Origin of the sequence: Streptomyces sp. SLBN-118 (assembly GCF_006715635.1) — a bacterium.
In the GTDB taxonomy this organism is placed as follows: domain Bacteria; phylum Actinomycetota; class Actinomycetes; order Streptomycetales; family Streptomycetaceae; genus Streptomyces.
Map to the genome: position 1 here is coordinate 391,816 of NZ_VFNP01000001.1, position 20,493 is coordinate 412,308.

At 70.1% G+C, this 20,493-nt stretch carries 17 protein-coding genes and 2 pseudogenes; 5 read left to right on the forward strand and 14 right to left on the reverse strand.

Translation table 11 applies throughout. The annotated features are described in order from the left end of the window. Positions 1-19: 19 nt before the first annotated feature. The 3 genes and pseudogenes from FBY35_RS37910 to tnpA all read right to left on the reverse strand — a co-directional run bounded on the left by FBY35_RS37910 (position 20) and on the right by tnpA (position 1,165). A complete protein-coding gene (locus FBY35_RS37910) occupies positions 20-265 on the reverse strand; it encodes a hypothetical protein (RefSeq protein ID WP_399208406.1) in 246 nt (81 codons plus the stop codon). Beyond that, positions 217-696, reverse strand: coding sequence for a DNA polymerase beta superfamily protein (locus FBY35_RS01945; RefSeq protein WP_399208205.1), 480 nt, complete (start codon positions 694-696; stop codon positions 217-219). Before FBY35_RS01945 ends, FBY35_RS37910 begins: the two co-directional genes overlap by 49 nt. A 119-nt stretch (positions 697-815) precedes the next feature. Continuing rightward, positions 816-1,165 (reverse strand): annotated as a pseudogene (gene tnpA, locus FBY35_RS01950) (IS200/IS605 family transposase). A gap of 26 nt (positions 1,166-1,191) precedes the next feature. Here tnpA and FBY35_RS01955 point away from each other — a divergent pair. Further along, positions 1,192-2,409, forward strand: a complete 1,218-nt coding sequence (locus FBY35_RS01955; RefSeq protein WP_142212109.1) for an RNA-guided endonuclease TnpB family protein — start codon at positions 1,192-1,194, stop codon at positions 2,407-2,409. A gap of 80 nt (positions 2,410-2,489) precedes the next feature. On the opposite strand, the gene FBY35_RS01960 is transcribed toward FBY35_RS01955, so the two are convergent. Beyond that, on the reverse strand, positions 2,490-2,843 hold the full coding sequence (locus FBY35_RS01960) for an MmcQ/YjbR family DNA-binding protein (RefSeq protein WP_142212110.1): 354 nt from the start codon (positions 2,841-2,843) through the stop codon (positions 2,490-2,492). Positions 2,844-2,947: 104 nt separating this feature from the next. Here FBY35_RS01960 and FBY35_RS01965 point away from each other — a divergent pair, with 104 nt between their 5' ends. The 3 genes and pseudogenes from FBY35_RS01965 to FBY35_RS36830 form a co-directional block, all read left to right on the forward strand. Continuing rightward, entirely contained in the window at positions 2,948-5,041 is a 2,094-nt protein-coding gene (locus FBY35_RS01965; protein ID WP_142212111.1) for a DUF4139 domain-containing protein, read from the forward strand. Positions 5,042-5,047: 6 nt separating this feature from the next. Continuing rightward, complete coding sequence (locus FBY35_RS01970; protein ID WP_142212112.1) at positions 5,048-6,619, forward strand: mucoidy inhibitor MuiA family protein; 1,572 nt, start codon at positions 5,048-5,050, stop codon at positions 6,617-6,619. Between the two features lie 19 nt (positions 6,620-6,638). Continuing rightward, positions 6,639-6,761, forward strand: a pseudogene (locus FBY35_RS36830) (alpha/beta hydrolase); the annotation flags it as partial. 277 nt (positions 6,762-7,038) lie between these two features. Here FBY35_RS36830 and FBY35_RS01980 read toward each other — a convergent pair. From FBY35_RS01980 to FBY35_RS02020, 10 genes are all read right to left on the reverse strand, one after another. Further along, complete coding sequence (locus tag FBY35_RS01980) at positions 7,039-8,403, reverse strand: carotenoid oxygenase family protein (RefSeq protein ID WP_142212113.1); 1,365 nt, start codon at positions 8,401-8,403, stop codon at positions 7,039-7,041. Between the two features lie 36 nt (positions 8,404-8,439). After that, positions 8,440-8,880, reverse strand: a complete 441-nt coding sequence (locus FBY35_RS01985; protein WP_142212114.1) for an SRPBCC family protein — start codon at positions 8,878-8,880, stop codon at positions 8,440-8,442. A gap of 76 nt (positions 8,881-8,956) precedes the next feature. After that, entirely contained in the window at positions 8,957-10,429 is a 1,473-nt protein-coding gene (locus tag FBY35_RS01990) for an MFS transporter (protein ID WP_142212115.1), read from the reverse strand. 118 nt (positions 10,430-10,547) lie between these two features. After that, positions 10,548-12,509, reverse strand: a complete 1,962-nt coding sequence (locus FBY35_RS01995) for an ATP-binding protein (protein WP_222123092.1) — start codon at positions 12,507-12,509, stop codon at positions 10,548-10,550. Between the two features lie 289 nt (positions 12,510-12,798). Continuing rightward, a complete protein-coding gene (locus tag FBY35_RS02000; protein ID WP_142212117.1) occupies positions 12,799-14,076 on the reverse strand; it encodes a cytochrome P450, cyclodipeptide synthase-associated in 1,278 nt (425 codons plus the stop codon). Positions 14,077-14,527: 451 nt separating this feature from the next. Then, the gene (locus tag FBY35_RS02005; protein WP_142212118.1) at positions 14,528-15,763 is read right to left on the reverse strand and encodes a cytochrome P450; all 1,236 of its coding nucleotides are present in this window, start codon (positions 15,761-15,763) and stop codon (positions 14,528-14,530) included. After that, on the reverse strand, positions 15,760-15,900 hold the full coding sequence (locus FBY35_RS35995; RefSeq protein WP_160159198.1) for a hypothetical protein: 141 nt from the start codon (positions 15,898-15,900) through the stop codon (positions 15,760-15,762). The genes FBY35_RS02005 and FBY35_RS35995 overlap by 4 nt, the downstream gene beginning before the upstream one ends. A 5-nt stretch (positions 15,901-15,905) precedes the next feature. After that, a complete protein-coding gene (locus FBY35_RS02010) occupies positions 15,906-17,297 on the reverse strand; it encodes an NAD(P)/FAD-dependent oxidoreductase (protein ID WP_142212119.1) in 1,392 nt (463 codons plus the stop codon). Continuing rightward, entirely contained in the window at positions 17,287-17,532 is a 246-nt protein-coding gene (locus FBY35_RS02015) for a ferredoxin (RefSeq protein WP_142212120.1), read from the reverse strand. The genes FBY35_RS02010 and FBY35_RS02015 overlap by 11 nt, the downstream gene beginning before the upstream one ends. Positions 17,533-17,644: 112 nt before the next feature. Beyond that, on the reverse strand, positions 17,645-18,310 hold the full coding sequence (locus FBY35_RS02020; RefSeq protein ID WP_142212121.1) for a hypothetical protein: 666 nt from the start codon (positions 18,308-18,310) through the stop codon (positions 17,645-17,647). 870 nt (positions 18,311-19,180) lie between these two features. Between FBY35_RS02020 and FBY35_RS02030 the strand changes: the two genes are divergently transcribed. Further along, positions 19,181-20,467, forward strand: coding sequence for a phosphatase PAP2 family protein (locus FBY35_RS02030; RefSeq protein WP_142212122.1), 1,287 nt, complete (start codon positions 19,181-19,183; stop codon positions 20,465-20,467). Positions 20,468-20,493 lie beyond the last annotated feature (26 nt).

The window sequence follows — 20,493 nt, forward strand, 5'->3', positions numbered from 1 at the left end:
TACAGCGCGGCCCTGACGCTCAGGGTGTGAAGTGCGCGGTGCGGACACGGTGCAGCCACGCCTCGACGGGGGCCTCGTCCGGCCGGTTGGGCAGGACGCTCCTCGTCCCGTCGAAGCGCTCCTCGAACCGCTGCAGGAGGGGAAGTGCCGCCATCGTGTCCGCCGCGACCTGATCGCCGAAGGCATGGAAGGCCTCAGGGTCCTCGACACGGACGTTCAGCCGGCCGGTGGCGTACAACTCGAAACCCTGGTGGCACAGGCGCATGAGGTGCCGGGCGTGCTTTGCGGTCCGCTTGCGGGTGTCTGCCGAGGCGGAACCGTCACCCCGGTCGTACAGCCGCTTGAACTGCTGGGTGGCGTAGCCGAGGTAGGCGTCCCGGACGCACTTGGCGGGAACAACGAGCTTCGCAGCTCGATGAGTTCGTCACCCAGGGGGGTGCGAACCTCGTAGAGGTCGTCGGGGAGCCAGACAAGTTCCGTGACGGTGGGGTTCCCGCGCAGGGCGAGGCGGCACCACTTCGCCGCCTCGTGCAGGGTCCGGTCCGGTGCCGTGGTGACGTGGGATTCCGTTGGGCGGTGCAGGCCGTGGAGTGCGGCCGTGTCCACGGCGAAGAGGCCGAGGCGGTCGACGTCGGATCCCGGCCCGGCAAGTCCGTAGGCTGTGGAGCCAACTATCCCCGAAAGAAGTATGTTCATGGTGCGGCGTCTCCGGCCAGGACGAGTGCGGTCGCAGTGAACGCTACCGGGACTAATCGCAGTGCGCTGCCCTTTAGGGCGGTGGTGAAGCGACTCTCAGGACTGCTGTGACCCGCAGGTCACAGCGGACGTTTCTGGTGCTCGATGTACTGGCGGATCGACAACGGCGCCCCGCCGACGGAACCGACGAAGTACGAGCCGGACCACAGCCGCTGCGCCCGCTGTTGACCAGTTTGGACAGGGCTGCCTTCGGGGGGAAGTTCCCCAACAGGTGGACGTGGTTGTTCTCGCCGTTGAACTCGACCATCTCGACCTCGAAGTCCTGGCAGACGCTGCGCGTGATCTCGTCGAGCCGTGTCAGGTGCTGGTCGTTGAAGACCTTGTGCCGGTACTTCGTCACGAAAACCAAGTGGGCGTGAAGGACGAATGCGCCGTGTCTACCTGTGCGGATGTTCTGATACTCAGCCATAAACCAACTGCCGTACGATCGTTGGCATGCAGCTCCGGTACAGCTTCCGCCTGTACCCGAACGGTCCGCAGCGCAGTGCGTTGGCCAGGGCGTTCGGGTGTGCGCGGGTGGTCTACAACGATGCCCTGCGGGCTCGTGAGACCGCCCGCGCTGCGGGGCTGCCGTTCGTCACCTCGGCCGAGCTGTCGAAGCAGGTCACGGCGGCGAAGCAGACCGAAGAGCGGGCCTGGCTCAGTGAGGTCTCCGCCGTGGTGCTGCAACAGTCACTCCGCGATCTGGACACTGCGTACCGGAACTTCTTCGACAGCTTGAAGGGCAAGCGCCCGCGCATGGGTGTGCCCCGGTTCAAGTCCCGTAAGGACAACCGGCACACGGTCCGCTTCACCGCCAACGCCCGGTGGAAGATCACGGCAGGCGGCGACCTGTCGTTGCCGAAGATCGGCGATGTCCGCGTCAGGTGGTCGCGTGCCCTGCCGTCTGTGCCGTCCACGGTGACCGTGGTCAAGGACGCGGCGGGCCGGTACTTCGCCTCGTTCGTAGTGGAGACCGGCACGGACGAGACGCTGCCCGAGACCACGCCCGTCGTCGGCATCGACCTGGGGCTGACGCACTTCGCGATCCTGTCGGACGGCACGAAGATCGACAGCCCGCGCTTCCTGCTCCGGGCTGAGAAGAAGCTGAAGAAGGCGCAGCGGGACTTGTCCCGTAAGGCCAAGGGCAGCAACAACCGGGCGAAGGCCCGGGTCAAGGTTGCCCGCGCCCACGCACGGACTGCCGATGCGCGGCGCGAGTTCCACCACCAGCTCTCCACGAAGATCATCCGTGAGAACCAAGCGGTGGCAGTGGAAGACCTGGCGGTCAAGGGACTTGCCCGCACCCGCCTGGCGAAGTCCGTGCACGACGCCGGATGGTCGGCGTTCACCACGATGCTGGAGTACAAGGCCGCCCGGTACGGGCGCACCTTCCACCGCATCGGCCGCTTCGAACCCACCTCTCAGGTGTGCTCCGTGTGCGGCGTCAAGGACGGCCCCAAGCCCCTCAACGTCCGGACGTGGACGTGTGGGGCGTGCGGGGCAGTCCTTGATCGGGACATCAACGCAGCGGTCAACGTCGCCAAAGCCGCCGGACTGGCGGTATCAGCCTGCGGAGCGCAGGTAAGACCGGGACTCGTCCCGGCACAGCGCGAAGAAACAGGAACCCACCGAGACGGTCAGACGACCATGGTAGGAATCCCCGCCCCTTAGGGCGGGGAGCGGAAGTCAAGGGAACAGCCCCGCACGATGTCACGGGTTTTCGGCGGGGCTCGGTCTCCGGGCTCGGCGGTCTATGCCGGGGGCACGAGGTCCGGGTGGGCCTTGAGCAGCGCGGGCGGAGCCGCCTGGCGCCAGGAGTCGACGACGATCGCCCGGAGCTCATCCGCGTCGTCGAGGGCGTTCAGGCGCACCCGCACCCAGGCGAAGGACGCCTCGTGGTCCGCGACCCAGAACTTCTCGGGCTCGGCGAGGACCAGTTCGTCGCGCTCCTCCTTCGGGCAGCGGACGGCCATCGACGTCTCGCTGTCGGGCAGGGTCAGGAACATCTTCCCGGCGACCCGGAAAGTGGGCATGGACCAGGCCTCTTTCTCCGTCGTCCCGGGCAGGGAGAGGGCCAGTTCACGGACTGCGTCGGACGTGCACATGCCCCGACCGTACGACAGGTCACTGACATCGGGACTCGACGCGGATGCACGGACCGCTCGGGCGTAGGCTTTCCCCAGCATGGACGCGGCGGGGGGCGGAGCGCATGACGGCTGAGTCGGCACAGCAGTGGGGGTCGGCCCTCGATTCGGTCGTGGTGTATGCGCAGGGCGCGCTCTGCCGCCGCCTGGCCCACGGCAGTGTCCCGCCGGACGGCCGGGTGCGGGTGACGGGACTGCCCCGCTCCCTGGACCCGGGCTCACTGCGGGCCCGTGTCCTGGGCGCCCCCGGGGCGCGGGTCGCTGAGGCCCGGGTGGAGGTCGAGGCCGAGCCGCTCGGCGCCGGTACGCCCGACGAGTTGCAGCGCAAGGTCGAGCTGCTGCGTGACGAGTACGGGGCGGCGCGGGAACGCCGGGACCGGCAGCTGAGTCTGATCGAGGAGGTCAGGGCTCTGCGCCCGGTCCCGCCGGCCCGCAGGTGCGATGACCCGCACCGCCGCACCCCCGTCGACGCGTGGCTGGAACTCGCCGATTTCGTCGACGAGCGGCTGACGGCGCTGCACACCCGCCTCGTCGAGCTGGAGGAGGCGCTTCTCCGCGTCGAGCACGAGTTCACTGTCGCCGCGGACCGGCTCGCCCGCGCCTCGACCGACGTACCGTCAGCGCACGTGGAGACCACGGTCTCCGCCCTGCTGACCCTCGACGGCGCCGGCACCGGTGACGTCGAGGTGGAGCTCGAGCTGGAGTACGGAGTGCCGGGTGCCGTCTGGCTGCCGGCCTACCGTCTCACCCACCGTCAGGGCGACGGCAGCGGCCGTCTGATGCTGCGCGCCTCGGTCGCCCAGCGCACGGGCGAGGACTGGACTGGCGTGCGTATCGCCCTGGCCACCGCGGACCTGCGGCGCCGCACCGAGCTGCCGAGGCTCCGCTCCATCCGGATCGGACGCCGTCAGCCCGCCCCCACGCCCACTGGTTGGCGCGAGCCCCCGGCGGGGCTCGCCGATCTGTTCACCGGGTACGACGCGGCAGGCACTCGCCCCGCCACGACCGCCGCACCCGCGGCTGTTGGGGCCGGGCCCATAGCCGTGGCCGCCGCGGGCAGCTCCGCGTCCGGCCCCCTTCCGCCACCGCTGCCACCGCCGCCGGCACCGCAGAGCCCCGGCGGGTCGCCCGCTGCGCTCCCAGTGCCCGGCAGCGCAGTCGGGGCCTCCCCGGAGGCCTTCGGCGGCGGGATGCCCGACTTCGCGCAGCCGGTCCGGTCGGGACCGGGCGGCCGCGGCAGGTCTTTCGCGGCCCCCGCTCCCATGGCGCCTGCGGCTCCTGGCCTGGCTGCGCCGCCACCGCCTCCGCCACCGGTGCCCGGTCCGCCGCAGCCGAGCGGCGCCGAGCTCGACTACGCCGCCCTCGTCCTGTGCGGCCCTGAAGAGCAGGGCGGTCGCAGAGGCCGGCTGTTTCCCGACTCTCCCTTCGACCCGGTGGCGGCCGAATACCGCCGCCGCGCCGAAGCGGTGGCCGCGCTGCCGCTGCCCGGCCACGCGGTGCGGCCGCGCGAGTCGGCGGGTTCCTTCGACCACCGCTTCGATGCCACCGCCCGCGCCGACATTCCGTCGGACGGCACCTGGCACACCGTCACGGTCGCCGAGATCCCGGTCGGTCTGCGCACCGAGTACCTCTGCGTGCCGTCCGTGGAGCAGACCGTCTACGCGACGCTGGTGATCTCCAACGCCACCGACCAGGCTCTGCTGGCCGGCCCGGTGGAGATCACCGTCGACGACGACTTCCTGCTGACCGCCGCACTTCCCACGCTCGCCCCGGGCGGTGTCCGCCGGGTGGGGCTCGGGCCGGCAGAGGGCATCCGGGTCACCCGCCGTACGAACCTCAACGAGTCGACATCGGGCCTGCGCAGCAACACCACCCTGCTCGACCACCGCGTTCACGTGGAGCTGGCCAACCAGCTCGCGAGGCCCGTCACCGTGGAGGTCCACGAGCGGGTGCCGGTCACCTCCGAACCGGACGTCCGGATCGAGGAACGGGCGGACTGGACAGCACCCGAGGATGGCGCGGGGCCCGAGCACCATGCCCCGGGCACCCGCATCTGGCGGGTGGACCTGCCCGTCGGCGGCAGCGCCGCACTCGACGGCCGCTACGAGATCCGCATCCCGGCCGGCAAGGGCCTGGTCGGCGGCAACCGGAGGAGCTGACACGCCATGTCCACAGCGTCCACAGCCCCGAAGGCGATCCCCCTCCCCGCCACCGCCGTCACCTGTCTGGAGGACCGCGCGCACATCGAGCGGGCCACCGTGCTCGACCTGGAGGCCGGGGTCCAGCGGCTGTGTCTCGGACCGGTCAGTGCGCTGGCCGTCGACCGCACCCTGCATGCCGAGCTGACCGCGGATCACCCGGCGACCGTGCTCGACCTGCGCATTGTCCGCAGCTGGATGCCGCGCGGGCCGCAGCCGCCCACCGACGACGACTCCGCGCTGCGCCACCGCGTGCACGCCCTCGAAGAGGAGCGGCTCGCCCTGGGGCAACGACGCGACCGTCTCCGGGCCCGCCTGGAACTCCTCGGCAGCCTCGCCGCCGATCTGCTGCGGGAGATCGGCGAAGGCACCGGCTTCGGCGAAGCCGATCGGCCTCGCTGGGCCCGCGAACTGGACCGGGTGGACGCCGAGCGCGAGTCGTACGGCGAGGAACTGCGCACGGTGGAGGCCCGGCTGACCACCCTCGCGAACGAATTCGGCCGGGCCCAGCAGGCCCTGGACCACTCCGAGCAGGAGCCCGCCGAGCTGGTCGGCCATGTCGAACTGACCGTGGAGGCAGCGGCCGCCGGGCCGGCCGGGCTGCGTCTGAGCCACCTCACCCCGTGTGCCATGTGGCGGCCCGCCTACCGGGCCGTGCTCGACGGGGACTCCCTCTCGCTGGAGACCGACGCGATGGTCTGGCAGCGCACCGGCGAGGACTGGTCGGACGTACGGCTGACCTTGTCGACGGCCCGGTCGGCGCTCGCCACCGACCCACCTCGGCTGAGCGAGGACCGGCTGACGCTCAGGGACCGCTCCGCCGCAGAGCGGCGCACGGTCGACGTCGAGCTGCGCGAGGAGGAGATCGGCGACCTCGGCCCAGCCCCGGTGCTCGGCCTGCCGGGGGTGGACGACGGCGGCGAGGCCCGCGTGCTGCACTCCCCCGCGCCGGTCTCCGTGCCCAGCGACGGCCGCGCCCACCGGGTGCCGCTCTCCGCCTTCACCACGGCCGCGAGCAGTGAGTACGCCTGCTCACCGGAGCTGTCCGGGCTGGTCACCCAGGTGGTGCGGTTCGACAACCTGTCCGGCCATGCGCTGCTCGCCGGGCCCGTGGACCTGATCCGCGGCAGCGGATTCACCGGCCGCGGCACGCTGGACTTCACCGCCCCCGGCGCCCCCGTTGAGCTCGCCTTCGGCAGCCGCGACGACTGCCGGGTGGTCCGGCACGCCGAGGAGTCCCGCGACTCCGCCGGAATCACCCAACGGACCGTGGTCACCCGCACGGTCCGGTTGCACCTGTCCCGGTTCTCTGCCCCCGGGGAGAACAGCGAACGGGCCGTCGTCCTCCGGGAGCGGATCCCCGTCTCCGAGGTCTCGGCGGTGGAAATACGCCTTCGCAAGGAACTCTGCTCCCCGGCACCCGACATGCTCGACGCCGAAGGCATCGCCCGGTGGGACGTCACCCTCCCGCCCGGCGGGCGCTGCACGGTCACCCTGGTCTACGAGCTGTCGGCGAGCGCCAAAGTCACCGGGCTCTGAGCTCGATGGTCCGCTGCACGGACTCGGCGTTCCGTTCATTGCCGCCGAACCCCGGGTCCGCGCGGCGGTGTTGGGTCTGAACGGGGCGGCGACCTCTCCCGATGCCGCCGCACGGATCACCGTCCCGATGGAGTTCCTGATGGGCGCGTCACGCCATGGCGGTCACCTTCGGCAAGGCGATGCTTCTCAGTCGGTGCAGATGGTGCCCGGAGCGGGCAGCGCCCCGGTGCGAGGCCGGCGGGCACGGGGCCGGCGGTGGCCTTGGTGGGGTGGCACTGTCCGGTGTGCGCCTTACGAGTCGGCGGCAGTTGGAGGCTCACGGGCGGCTTGTGGGTTCGGCAGGTCCCGTTGGAGCTCCGGGGGACGTCAGCTTTGCGTCACAAGCCGCCGGTGGAGCTGATGTGCGTCTTCGCTGCGGGTCAGCCCTTGGTGGCGTCCAGGGCTGTGTCGGGGATCCAGGAGCCGTGGATTCCGGCGGTCACCCGTCGCGGCAGGTGGACGGTGGCGACCTGGTCGAGGCTGGAGGCGTCGAGGACGAGGAGCTGGGAGGCGTCCTGCTTGAGGTCTGAGGCCACGCTGAGGAGGTAGCCGTCGTCCTCGCAGGTGGCTCCGGCGGCGGGGACGAACACGGCTTCGCTGGGCATGCGGGCGTCGCCGACCTGGTGAATGCGGCGGGCGCCGGTGGTGCGGTCGTACTTGACGATGCCGTAGCCGCCGTAGCCCGTCTCGTCGGGGAAGGAGATGGCGTACTGGTAGCGGTTCTCGGAGCCCAGGTAGTCCTCGTTGAGGGTCGGGAACTCCACGGTGAGGTCGTCGATGATCTGCTCGTCGACGCTACCGGCCGCCATGTCGACCACCCAGCGGCGGGTGTAGGAGCGGGCGGCGGGCTCGGTGCCGCGCCCGGGGGCGCCGACCCACCAGTTCCAGGAGAGTTGGAAGCCCTCTCGGTCCACGGTGGGGCCTTCCAGGACGATCCGGCCCTGGCCGTCCTCGTAGGCGTTGGCGACGTGCAGCAGGCTGCCGGGCTCGATGGAGAACCAGCGGACCGGCGGGGCGCTGTCAGTGCTGCGGGCCATGATGCCGATGCGGGCGGGCTGGGAGTCGCTCCAGCCGTAGGGGATGCCGGAGTGCTCGGCCGGGTCGAAGGTGACGTTGCCCTCGATGAAGACAACATGGCGGCGGGTCAGGGCGAAGTCGTGCTTGAGGGAGGCGGTCGCTCCCGGGATCTCGGCGGTGTGGACGATCGCGCCCTTGGTGTCGGCGACGTAGTACGTCAGGAACGACGGGAAGGGCGAGGAGCCGAAGAAGTGCAACTCCCCGGTGACCGGGTCCTCCTTGGGGTGCGCGGTCATCGCGCTGCGGAGCTTGCCGTCGAAGTCGTACGCGCCGACGGTCTTTAGGTCCGGGGTGAGTTCGAAGGGGACGTTTGCCTCGCACAGGGCGAGCAGCCGTCCGGCGTGCTCGATGACGTGGGTGCCGGCGGTGCTGGCGGTCAGGTCGGGGCCGCGCTCGGTCATGTAGGGCGCGCCGTCGAGGGCGGGGGTGTGCACCCAGCGGTTGCGGTACCACTCGGCGCGGCCCTCGCGGAGGCGGATGCCGTGGACCATGCCGCTGCCCTTGAACCAGTGGGTCGGGGTGACGCCCGGCTTGGGGTTGTGGCCGTTGCGGATCAGCCGGCCGTCCAGCTCCTGGGGCAGTGTGCCCTCCACGGTGAGTCCGGTGGCGGTGACCTCGTCGGCGACGGGGGTGTAGTGGCCGGTCAGGTAGGGCTTCGCAGCAGTCATGGCATGAATCTCCTTCTGTGGATGTGATGGTTTTGGTCAGGCAGCTTGTTCGGCGCGGGCCTTGAGGTGGGAAAGCCAGTTCTCCAGGGAGTCGTGGAGGGCCTTGCCGAGGTGGTCGGCCGCGGCCTCGACCGGGCCGCCGCTCCAGGACTCCTCGGTGCGGACGGTGACGTGGTCGCCGTCCTGCTCGAACGTCCACACGTGGATGCCGGTGATGCCTTCGGCGGGGCCGCCCCACACGATCCGCTCGTCGGGGATCAGTTCGCGCACGGTGGAGGTGATTTCCAGGCCGTGGGTTCGCCAGCTGAAGGAATTGCCGGGCTTCAGGGGGCCGTTGAGCTCAGCCTGGTCGATGTCCGTGTTCCAGGTGGGCCAGGCCGCGATGTCGGTGTGCAGCCCCCACACTGTCGCGAGCGGGGCGTTGATCTCGGTGCTCAGGCGGACGATGACGGGGGCGTTCTCGTCGATGGTGACCATGGCTGCGGGTTCCTTTCTCTGGATGACATGTTTCGGTGGCGCGGCTGAGCCGTCGGTTCGGCCGGATTCGGGAGATTCAGGCGGGTTGCGGGCCGGAAGCCGGGCCGGTGGAGGCGGTTGGGGTGCGCGGGCTGGTGCGGCGGGTGAGGACCAGCGCGAGGAGGGCTGTTGCGACCAGGACCGCGGCGGCGACGGTGAAGACGGTGCGGTAGCCGGCGGTGAGGGCTTCCAGGTGGGGCTGATGGGTGGACGCGTCGGCGGTGACGGAGCCGGCCAGGGTGGCCAGGGCGGCGAGGCCGACGGCGCCGCCGACCTGGCGGGTGGTGTTCACCAGGCCGCCGGCCAGGCCCGCGTCCTCCCGTGGGACGCCGTCCACGGCGAGCGCGGTGAGCTGGACGAAGGCGATGCTGAGTCCTGTGCCGATCAGGATGCTCGGACCGAGGAATCTGGCGAGGTAGCCGCCGTGGGCGGTGATCTGTGACAGCCACATCAGGCCCGCGGCCTCGGTGAGCAGGGCTGCGGTCACGGTCGCGCGGGCCCCGATACGCCGGGAGATGCGCGGTGCCAGGGCGGCGCCGAGCATATTGGCGCCGGCGAGCGGGAGTTGTCCCGCTCCGGTGGCCAAGGGGCTGGATCCGAGGACCTGTTGCTGGTAGAGCGGCAGGAAGAAGAACAGGGCGATCCACACCGAGCCCAGCAGCGCCATCAGCAGGTTGCCCGCGGCGACCTGGCCGGTGGTGAACAGACGCGGCGGTATGAGTGCGTTCGGGCGGCGGCGCTCGATCACCGCGAAGGCCGCGAGCAGCGTGACGGCGGCCCCGAGGGCGCCCAGCACCCGGCCGTCGGTCCAGTCGGCGCCGCGTGCGGTGGTCAGGCTCCAGACCAGGCAGGTCAGGGCGAGGGTCACGGTGGCCGTGCCCAGCAGGTCGAACCGTCCGGTCTTCTGTCCGGGCGCCCGCGGTACGAACGCAGCCACGGCTGCCAGTACCAGCGCTGCCCCGAGCGCGACCGAGTGGAAGATCCAGGGCCAGCCCCACGCCTGCGTGAGCACACCGCCCAGCAGGACGCCGCCCGCTCCTCCCGCGCCGGAGACAGCCCCCCACACCCCCAGTGCCTTGCCACGCCCCGGGCCGGAGGGGAACTGGTCCATCGTCAGGGCCAGCGCGGCCGGGGCGATTGCGGCGGCGGCAAGGCCCTGAACGGCGCGGGCGGCGATCAGCACGCCCGAAGCGGTGGCCAGTCCCGCCGAAAACGAAGCCGCGGCGAACAACGCGAGCCCGGCGATCAGCACCCGACGGCGGCCGAGGAGGTCGGCCGCTCTTCCGCCCGCGAGGAGCAGTGCCCCGAACGCCAGGCCGTAGGCGTTGACCACCCAGGTGGTTCCGCCGTCCGACAGGCCGACTCCGGCGCGGATCTGCGGAAGCGCCACATTGACGATCGAGGTGGCGACCATGACGGTGAACTGCGCCGCGGCGAGTGCCGCGAGCACAGCACCCGGCGGGGGTGCTTGGCGTGCTGCCTGTTTCGTCTGCGTGAGTGCAACGTTCATGGCGCACAGGCTCGTGCCCGGCAGTGTCCACTTTCCAGGCCCGACAGGGGCGGGGACTGTCCGCTGCTGTCCGCACCCGTCCACCCGCATCGGCCGAAGGCCGCGGCCTCGGTCGCTGTCAGCGGCCGTGCAGCTCCTGCTGCCACAGGGCTTCGCAGAGCATGTCCAGGCCCTGGCGCAGGTGGCGACGGTAGGTGCCGTACGGAAGGCCCAGGCGGCGAGCCGCGGCCTCCTGGGTGGGTGCACCGGAGAAGTAACCTGCCGTCAGGGCCCCGCAGGCGCGCACTCCGCGCGGGTCCTGTGCGAGGTCGTCGACCGCATGGCGCAGGAGGGTACGCAACTCCTCGACGGGATCGCCGAAGTCGGCTGCGAGTCGCGTACGCATCAGGGCGCAGGCGGCGAACGCGCTCGGATCGCGCCAGTGCGCCAACGCTTCGCGCACGGCCTGGTCGAACGCGGTACGTGAGAGGGCCGACGGTCCGGCGGGGACAGGTGCGTCGGGGGCTGTTATGAAGCGGAGAAGCCATGTCTCCACGGGGACCTGACGCCAGTCGACGCTGAACAGCCCGTAGGTGTGCTCGCCCACTCGCGGGCGCGCTCCGGTGTCGGCGAGGGTGCCTTCGACGCGCTCGGCCCAGGTCTCGGCGTCCCGGAAGACGGCGAAGCCGTAGGCTCGGCCGCGGGCACGGGCTGCCTCCGCGTGGGCCCGGGAACTGCTCAAGTCGATGACGCGCGAGGGCACCTGGTACCGCTCGGGGTAGATCGAGAAGCGGCTTATGCCGATGTGTTCGCCGGGGCTCACCGGGGCGGCGGCATCGGTGAACCGCCACGCGGCGGCGACGACAGGATCCGTGGCAAGGTCCTGGGGGTCGGGAGGGGCCGGCAGAGCAAGTCGGGCCGTGAAGGCCACGATCCGGCCCGTGCTCACGAGACGGTAGACGCTGAAAGCCTGCGGCTGGCGATCTGCCCAGTAGCGGACCAGTTCCGCGGAGGCCGCCCCCTCGGTCTCCTCGGCCATACGCAGCACGACATCGATGTCATCCGGGTGCAGCGGACGGTCGTGCACCTCGTCCTCGCGGGACCAGGTGCGCAGCCGGGCCAGGGTCTCCCCCTCCCGGAAGAGGTAGAAGAGCTCGTCGGTGACGGTCCACACCCGCTCCTCGGGCGCCTCGCGCAGGATGCGCAGGTACTCGTCCGCCAGGCGCCGGCGCATCGTCGCGAACGAGTTGGGAGCACGCCAGCGCAGGTCGGCGGCCAGCGTCTCGCGAGCGGCGTCGTGCGGGTGGAGCCCCCGATGCGTGGACTCCATGAAGGGCAGGTCCCTCAGCCAGGAGAAGAGCAGATGGGCATCCTCCCCGGGCAGCACGGCGGCGAGCAGCTCCTCGGACATCGAGTGGGCCTGTGCCGCCACCTCCAGGGCGCGGCGGTGTGCAGCCGTGGGGACCTCACCGATCAACCCCGCGAGCAGTGTGCGCAGGACGTCGGCCGACGGGGCCCAGATCTCCTCCCTGGAGCAGCCCGCAGATCCTGCCGCGGCGGCGAGGGACAGGGCCAACGGGTTGCCGCCGGCGAAGCGGAGCACTCGGTCGCGCAGTTCGGGCCGGATCTGCGCCGCGACGAGCAGGCTCCGGGCCTGTTCCGCTGAGAACGGCTCCAGTTCGGTCACGTGCAGGAGCCGGGACCAGGCGGGGTCGGCGGTCCACTGCGGCTGCGGAGCGCGCCGTCCCGCCAGGACGACCAGGGTGTCGTCTGCGGCGCGGGGCAGAAAGTGGTGCCACAGCCAGCCCTCCAGCCACCGGCAGTGCTCGAAGGAGTCCACGAACAGGACCGTGCCCGGAACATCCAGGAAAGGACCGGCAGCGTGCTCGAAATCGGCCGGGTCCCGGCTGACGAACCGGCCGTCGAGTTCGACGAGCAGCCGGCCCGCCGCACGAGCGTGGTCCGCCAGACGCCTCAGCAGCGTCGACTTCCCGATACCGCCCGGCCCGCACACGTAGAACGCGAACGGTGCCTGCGGATCGCCGGCCAAAGCCTCCTCGAAGCGCCCGACTTCCTTGTCCCGGCCGATGAAGGCGCGCACGCGCGCTCTGCTCAGTCTCTCTCCCACGGACACCATGGCGGTTCCCATCCCCTTTTGCTCCAGCACTGGACAGCCATGCCCAAAGACACCCATCGGGCCCGCGGCGACACCCACCGGCACGAGCTACGCAGAGCGGTGGTCCGAACCCCTTGGGAACCACCCGGCTCCGGCTGGTCGAGGCTGTGCCGCGCACGGGTACGAAGCGGTGCCGCATCCGGCGCTTCGCAGGCCGATCCCCTCAAGGGCCGCTGCTCCGGGGAGATCGTAACGGAGGCCTTGTCCATGTCACTTAAGTCACTTGGTGAGCCCGAGTCACTTGATGACCGTGAGTCGTGGCCGGTGCCGCCATCGTGCAGGGGGTGAAGTCCACCGAGAGGGAGGCAGGACCTCGGGTGTACAGGCCGGTCTCCTGGTAGCGGAAGCCGGGGCTGTAGCGGACCTGGTCGAGCAGGAGCAGCAGCATTGCGGCGACGGTCTCGATCTCGGCGCGTGCGAAGGCCGCGCCGACGCACTGGTGGAGTCCGGTACCAAAGGCCAAGTGCTGGGCGGCCGCGGTGAAGGAGCGGGCGGTGCCCAGGTCCGGACGGTGGATGTCGAAGGTGTCCGGGGCGGTGAAGGCATCGGGGTCGCGGTTGGCCGCGCCGATCATGCAGAAGACGGTGGCACCTGCTGGGACGGTGGTGCCCGCGAACGCGGCGTTCTCCTCCGCCTGGCGGGGAATGAGCTGGACCGGCGGTGTGAGGCGCAGGGTCTCGGCGATCGCGGCGGCGAGCAGGTCCGGGTCCTGGCGGACCTGCGCCATCTGCTCGGGGTGGTCGATCAGGTGCTTGAAGAGCAGGGCGAGGGTTTTGTCCGCGGGCTCGGTGGCGGCAGCCAGCACGTTGATGATCAGCGCGGTGATGTCCCGATTACTCATGGCAACGCCGTCGAACTCGGCGGTGCACAGCGTCGATATCAGGTCCTCGCCGGGGTGGCGGCGCCGCTGTTCGATGACGGGTAGGAGATAGGCCTCAAGCTGCTCCGCGCAGTCCATGCAGTGCCGGCGACGCTCGGGGGTGAGGGTCATGCTGGTGATGAACTCGGCGACCCCGCTGTGCCAGGCGGCCACCTGCCGCCAGTCCCCTCTGTCCAGACCGAGGACATCGAGGGTCACGTGGACGGCGAAGGGCTTGCCGAAATCGTTGACGAGATCCATCCGGCCTCGAGAAAGGAAGGGGGCCAGGAGTTCGGCGGCGTTGGCGTGGATGGCGCGTATCTGGTTCTGGAGGGCCTGGCCGGTGAAACCCCGGACGACGATCTTTCGCTTGGCGGTGTGCTCGGCCCCGGTCATCTGGGCGAGGACCGGACCGCGCATCACCGGCTCGGCGCGCACCTGCAGCGTCTGGGTAGTGAACGCCTCATGGTCGGTAAGTACCCGCTTGACGTCCTGGTAGCGGGAGAGGAAATAACTGTCGATCGCCGGCTCGTAGTGCACCGGAGCCTGCTCCCTCAACTGTGCGGCGTAGCGGTAGGGGGCTGCGGCGAAGTCCTCGGACAGGATGCTGAAACGGGGATGGACCACGGGCATGGTGAAGACCTCTCAAGGTGCGCAGTGCCGGGTGAGAACAATTAATTACCAGGGAGGCGGGAGGTGGACCGTCAGCGGCCGCAGCGAGGGTGGGCAGCAGTCCGCATGGGAGAACCGGTCGGCAGGGGGCTGCTCCCGGACGTGACCTGCGTGTGATGCGCCCCCACCCCCACCTATTGCGTCCGCGAGAGGGGGGAGCACTGGCCCACCCGGGGTACAGGATGAGCGAACGGTGGCGCTGGTTCCGGTCGCGGGGAGGGCTTCTCACTTCGGTGCGTCCCGCTCCCCCTCCACGCGTCTCCCAGCACGGCGTGGGGCGAGCCGCGCCAGGCAGTCCGTCAGGAAGGCGTGGCGCTCATGCCGCAACCAACCTGTTTCGGCGACGAGTTCGGCCAGCACATCGGCCGTCAGGCCCGGCTCGACACCTCACCGCCAACCACGCAAGAGCTCGTCAGGCGCGCACGCCGTCGAACTCGATGTTCAGATGGCGGGGCCCGCGCAGGACGGCGTTCTGGCGGTAGGGCGGAGGGTCTTCCACCAGGCGGGGACTGTCGAGCCTGCGGGCGAGTTCGGACAGGGCGAGCTGGGTCTCGAGGCGCGCCAGCGGCGCGCCGAAGCAGCTGTGGATGCCGCTGCCCAGTCCGAGGTGCTGGATGTCCTTCCGGTCCGGGTCGAAGCGGTCGGGGTCCTCGAAGCGTTGCGGGTCGCGGTTGCCAGACGCCAGAACCAGCCACAGCGACGATCCCTTGGGGATGGTCACACCGCGGACCTCGATGTCGGCGATCGGTGTGCGCTGCGGCAGTAGCTGCACCGGCGGTTCGTAGCGCAGCAGTTCCTCCACGATCGGCACGGCCAGGCGCGGCTCGTGGCGCAGGCGCTGGAGGACATCGGGGTGGCGCAGCAGGGTGAGCATGCCGTTGGTGATCAGGTTGACCGTCGTCTCATGCCCCGCGATCAGCAGCAGGGCCGCGGTGCTGAGAACCTCCATCGTCGTCATGGCTCCGTCCGGTCCGCCTCCCGTGACCAGTGCGGAGAGCATGTCGTCACGCGGTGACTTGCGCCGTTCCTCGATCAACCCGGCCAGGTACATGCCCAGTTGTGTCCTGGCCTCCTTCGCGATGCGGTCCCGCTCGCTGTGGTCCTCGTCCGGCGCGGGATCCAGGCTGGCGGCGAGGGTGTCGGCCCAGGTGTGGAAGCGTGGCTCGTCCTCACGCGGCACCCCGAGCAGTCGGCAGATCACCGTGACGGGGAAGGGGTAGGAGAACTGTTCGACGAGGTCGATGCGGCCCCCGTTCGCGAAAGAGTCGATGAGACCGGAGACGATCTCACCGAGTTCCGGGCGCATGCTCTCGATGCGCTGGGGGCTGTGCGGTGGCCCGAAGGGACGGTTGGTCATGCGGCGCATCCGGTCGTGCTCCGGGGGGTCGAGCTTCAGGAAGCCGGGCGGAAGGGTCGTCTCCTGCTCCTGATCCGGCTGCTGCAGTTCGTCGGCCACCGACGCGGTGCGATTCCGGGCGTCGGAGCTGATCCGCGGATCGTGCAGCAGGCTCAGGATGTCGTGGTACGTGCTGATGACGTACGGGCCGCCCTCGTCGTGGGCCACCGGCGTCTTTCGGAGCTCCGTGTAGAGGGGGTAGGGGTTGGCGCGGTTGGAGTAGTCGGTGATCTGCCGCAGGAGTGACGTCATGACAGGTCCTTGTTGGCGTGGGCGTCGGCCGTGGAGACGTTGCCGGAGGCGGTTCGGGCGGTGGAGTGGTCCGGCCCCGGACAGACCCGCACGGGAGGGGCCGCCGCCGGACGGCCCGAGGTTGTCGGTCTGCTCACGGTCGTCATCGGCCCGGGGTGAAGACCATCCGCCGGTCGGCGGGCGAGTAGCCGCCGAGGGTGACGGTCGGACCATGGGTCGGCACGGAGGGGTCGGGGAAATCGGCCGGGAGTGGGCGCTGTCCGTCGGAGCGCATGTCCAGGGTCGGGAACGGCGGCGGGAACGGCGCGGTCGACTCGATCTGCCGCTGGTAGAACGGCAACCACCGCGCGTTGTCGAAGGTGACGGCGCCGATGACGCGTCCCTGGTATCCGTACACTCCCGTGAACCTGCGCTCCGCGAGTGCACCTTGGCTGATGAGGATCTCCTCGCCCATGGACGGCACCCCGACCGACTTGATGTTCACCCCGAACTGGGAGGACCAGAAGGCCGGCACCCACATGTGCGGGCGGCGGTCCGCGCCGGCGCTGACCATGTTGTGCGCGGCGATCTCGGCCTGCGAGACGGCGTTGCCCCAGTGCTCCAGGGACAGGAACTGGTACCCGAACAGCGGGTGCGGGGACCTCGCCACGTCGCCGGCGACGAAGACGTCGTCGGTCACGATGCCCCGGATGTCGAAGGCCCGGCATCCCGCGTCGCACGCAATGCCACGGGGTCCCGCGCCCAGCCCGGATCGGGCCAGCCATTCCGTGTTCCGGGTCGCGCCGAGCGAGACGACCACGATGTCCGCCTCGACCGCGGCGCCGTCGGACAGGTGGGCGGAGCGCACCCGCCCCGCGGAGTCACCCTCCAGCGAGGTGACCATGACACCGCAGCGCAGGTCCACGCCCTGCTCGCGCTGCATCTGTGCGGCCACATCACCGATCACACCGCCGAGCGCACCGACCAGCGGAGCGGCGGCGCGTTCCGCGACGGTGACCGCAATTCCGCGCTCCCGGCAGGCAGAGGCGATCTCCGAGCCTGTGAATCCAGCGCCGATCACGAGCACCCGGCGTGGTCCCTGCGCGAGCCGGCTGTGCAGCCGGGCCGCCTCGTCGCGGGTACGCAGGACGAAGACCCCGTCGAGCTCCGCCTCGCTCTGGTTCGGCCACGGACGGGGCCGTACGCCGGTCGCGATCAGCAGCCGGTCGTACGCCACCTCGTCTCCGTCGGCGAGTTGCACCCGCCTCGCCGCCATGTCGAGACCGGTGGCCGCGACCCCGAGGCGCCACTGCGCGTCCGGGTCCCGTCGCCGGGGAAGCGCCGTGCGGTCGGCGGCCGCCTTCCCCAGCAGGACCTGCTTGGACAGGGGCGGCCGGTCGTACGGCTCGTACGGCTCGTCGCCGATCAGCGTGAGGGAACCGGCGAAGCCTTCCTCCCGCAGCGTCTCCGCGGCCCGCAAGCCGGCCAGTGAGGCGCCGACGATCACGATTCGTCCCTCGCGCCTCAACCATTCCAGCTGGCGGTCACCGTCCACGGGATGCCTCCTCGCCGTGCGCGGGGTGAGCACCGGCCGTTTCGTCCAGGCCCTCCACGAGGATGGCCTGCACGGGGCACGCGGCTGCGGCACGCCGCAGCTGCTCCCTCTGCCCGGCGTCGGCCTGCGGGTTGTACAGCAGTGCCTCGTCGCCGTGCATGGTGAAGACATCGTGTGCGAGGAACGCGCATTGCGCATATCCCTGGCAGCGGTTCAGATCGACGACAAGCCTCATCAAAGGTGCGCCCTTCCAGTGGTTCCGTTCCTCAGCTTGCGGGTGTTGTCGTGTTGTCGCGAGCACAGAAGGGCCAGAAGCGTCATGGGTCGGCAAGCCGCGGAACAGTGCGTCATGACGAGGGGGCCGGTCTGGACCGCCCGCGCAGACCGGCCACAAGGATGTGCAGGCTGACAATCAGGGCCCACGCCGGGAAGACCAGCTCCGACCAGGCGATGCTGTCCGTCACGAAGAGCAGCGTCAGCCCGACGAGATAGCCCAGGATCGACAGCCATCGGGGAAGGATTCCGAGCTGGCGCCCGATGGAGGAGGTCGTCAGGCTGAACACCGCTGCCATACGCATCGAATACGTCGTCAGAAGGCCGTAGGTGAAGTGCTGGCCGAACGACTGCAGTTGCGGCCCGGAGCCGCTCCCGGACACACCCGCCGCGGCCAGCAGGCTTCCCGCCGACGCCGCGGCGCCGAAGAGGGTCGCGACGAAGAGCAGACCGCTGCCCAGGAACACAGTGGCGACGAACTTGTCCTCCGCGTCCCCCATGCGTGCGCGTACAGCACCCATGAACCAGAGGAAGAAAATGCCCGCGAACGGGATGAGGCCGAGCGCCGTCTGTACCGTGCGCCGCCGCGAGGCATCGGAGAACCAGTCGCCGCCCACATCATCCGGGCCGGGCAGCGTCAGGCGGACCAGAATGATCGCGGTGCCGAGCAGCAGAGCGAAGATGATGCCCACCAGGCCCGCGGCCCGCCGAGTACGCAGCGCCTGATGTCTTGTCACCATGGGCGGCCAGCTCGCTTCCTCTCCGCGTCCATGGGTCGCCCGATACCGGGGCGGACCACTGCAACCAGAAAGAGCCCATGACTGGTGGTTACGCCAGCCCGAACGCGCGTGAGGGTGACACGCGGATAGGGGCACCGCGCGCATCGCGACTCATCGAGCCGCCGACGCGCGGGTCGTGGTGCTCCTAGGGCCTGTCGTTTGGATCAGGCCGGATCAGTGAGCGGGGTCTGGCGCGTGCAGATGCAAGGCGGAGGATGGGGGTCCCCCCGCCGAAGGCAGGGGGAGAGCCCACGCGGAGCGTAGGCGACTGACGACAACGCAGCAGATGTGCGTGCCAGGGCACGCGAGCCCGGCAAGATCCGAACGACAGGCCCTAGGGCGTGTTTTAGAAGTGGCGCCGTCCGCCCGCAGGGCGGGCCCCGCGGCGTCTGGTGCGTGCAATCGCAAGGCGGAGGATCGCCCTCGTACTGGACGTACTTGGGCGACTCCGACAACACCGCGAGTGTGCGTGCCAGGCGTCGCGGGGCAGGCGAGACTTCTAAAACACGGCCTAGTCGTCCGCCTGGAACTCCGCGGCTCCTGTGCTGCCTTCAGCCCGCCCCGGCACCCGCCCTCGCGTCAACCGAGCCGTCCCCGCCGCCCGATCCGGGCCGCGCGGCGTTTCAAGTCCGCCGCGGCCGAGGGCAAAGGGGGCCAATCGCCGTAATCGACGCACCCGCGATCAGCGACGCACCCGCTCCGCTAGCATGTTCGAGTGCTCGCAACGATCACGTTGAAATATGACAAATCGGTTGAAAATTGATATCTGCTGTAACGCGAGAGCGAATACGGGGCAGCCTTCGGTTGGCTGCATGGCGTCAACCACGCGTCATGCTGTGGGGCGCGGTGAGTGTGGTGGGCCTGGGGTTCCTCATCGCACTGGAGATAGCCGCGCGTCGGTACGGCGAGCGGGGGCCGATCTCCGACCAGGCGCGAGAGGTGATATTCGCCCCGAAATCGGGGACCGTGCTGTACGTCAGCATGATGCTGATGATGGTGGTGCTCACCTGGCGGCAGCGGCTGATCGCGGTCGGCGCAGCCATCGGCATCGACGTCGTCTTCTGGCTCGTGCGGTGGGCTCTCGACGCCGAGATGATGTACGGCAACGGCGCGTTGTGGGTGACGTTGGCCTGTGCCGTCATCGCCGTCACGCGCCGCACCGGCCGGGACCGGATCCTGCTGCTGAAAGGCGTCGGACTGGCCCTGCTGCTGGTGGCCGGCCGCAAGACCGGCTACACCTGGCTGCTCATCACGTCGAAGACCCGCCCGGCGGTGCTCGACCAGTACGTGGCAACCGCTGATCACGCGTTGGGCAACCCTTCGTGGCTGGTGGGCCGGATTGTCGCGGTCACCGGCGCGGTCGGCCACCAAGTTCTCAACTGGGTCTACGTTCAGCTCGCGGTGGGCGCGGTCGTCGTCGCGGTGTACCAGCTGCGCAACGTGGCGGCCGAGCGCCGCTTCCCGGGCCACCACCTGGTGAGCACCTTTCTGGTCATCGGCCTGCTCGGGCCGGGCATCTACATGATCTACCCGGTGGTCGGACCGATCTTCGCCTACGGTGCCGACGGGGGGCACTGGGCGGTGGCCAACCTGTGGCCGAACACACCGCCGCCGGTCGGTACCCCGCTCCCGATGTCGTTCGACGAGATCACCCCGCGCAACTGCATGCCCAGTCTGCACACAGCGTGGGCCACCGCGATCTTCATTCATTCCCGCAAGGGCCCAAGGGCGCTGCGATTCGCAGGCACGTTCTGGCTGATCGCCACGCTCGGCGCAACGCTGGGCTTCGGCTACCACTACGGCGCGGACATCATCGCCGGTGTGGTGTTCACGGTCACGATCGAGACGGCTCTTCGCTCACGCGACCGAGGCTGGGACCGGCCGGGAATCCAGCTGGTCGTCTACGGCGCCACTGTCTTCGCTGCGCTCCTGGCGTCGTATCGCTATCTGTCGACGGAAATGGCCGCACATCCGTGGGTGTTCGGACCGCTGCTCATTGGGGCGATGACCTCAGTGGTCTACGGCTACGTACGGACCACCAAGCTGTGGGAACGGAAGGCCGCGTCGGTGCATCTGCCGGAACAGCGACGCGAACCGCAGCCCGAACTCGTTGGTTGACCGCGCTTTCGTGCAGGCTCCGCCTG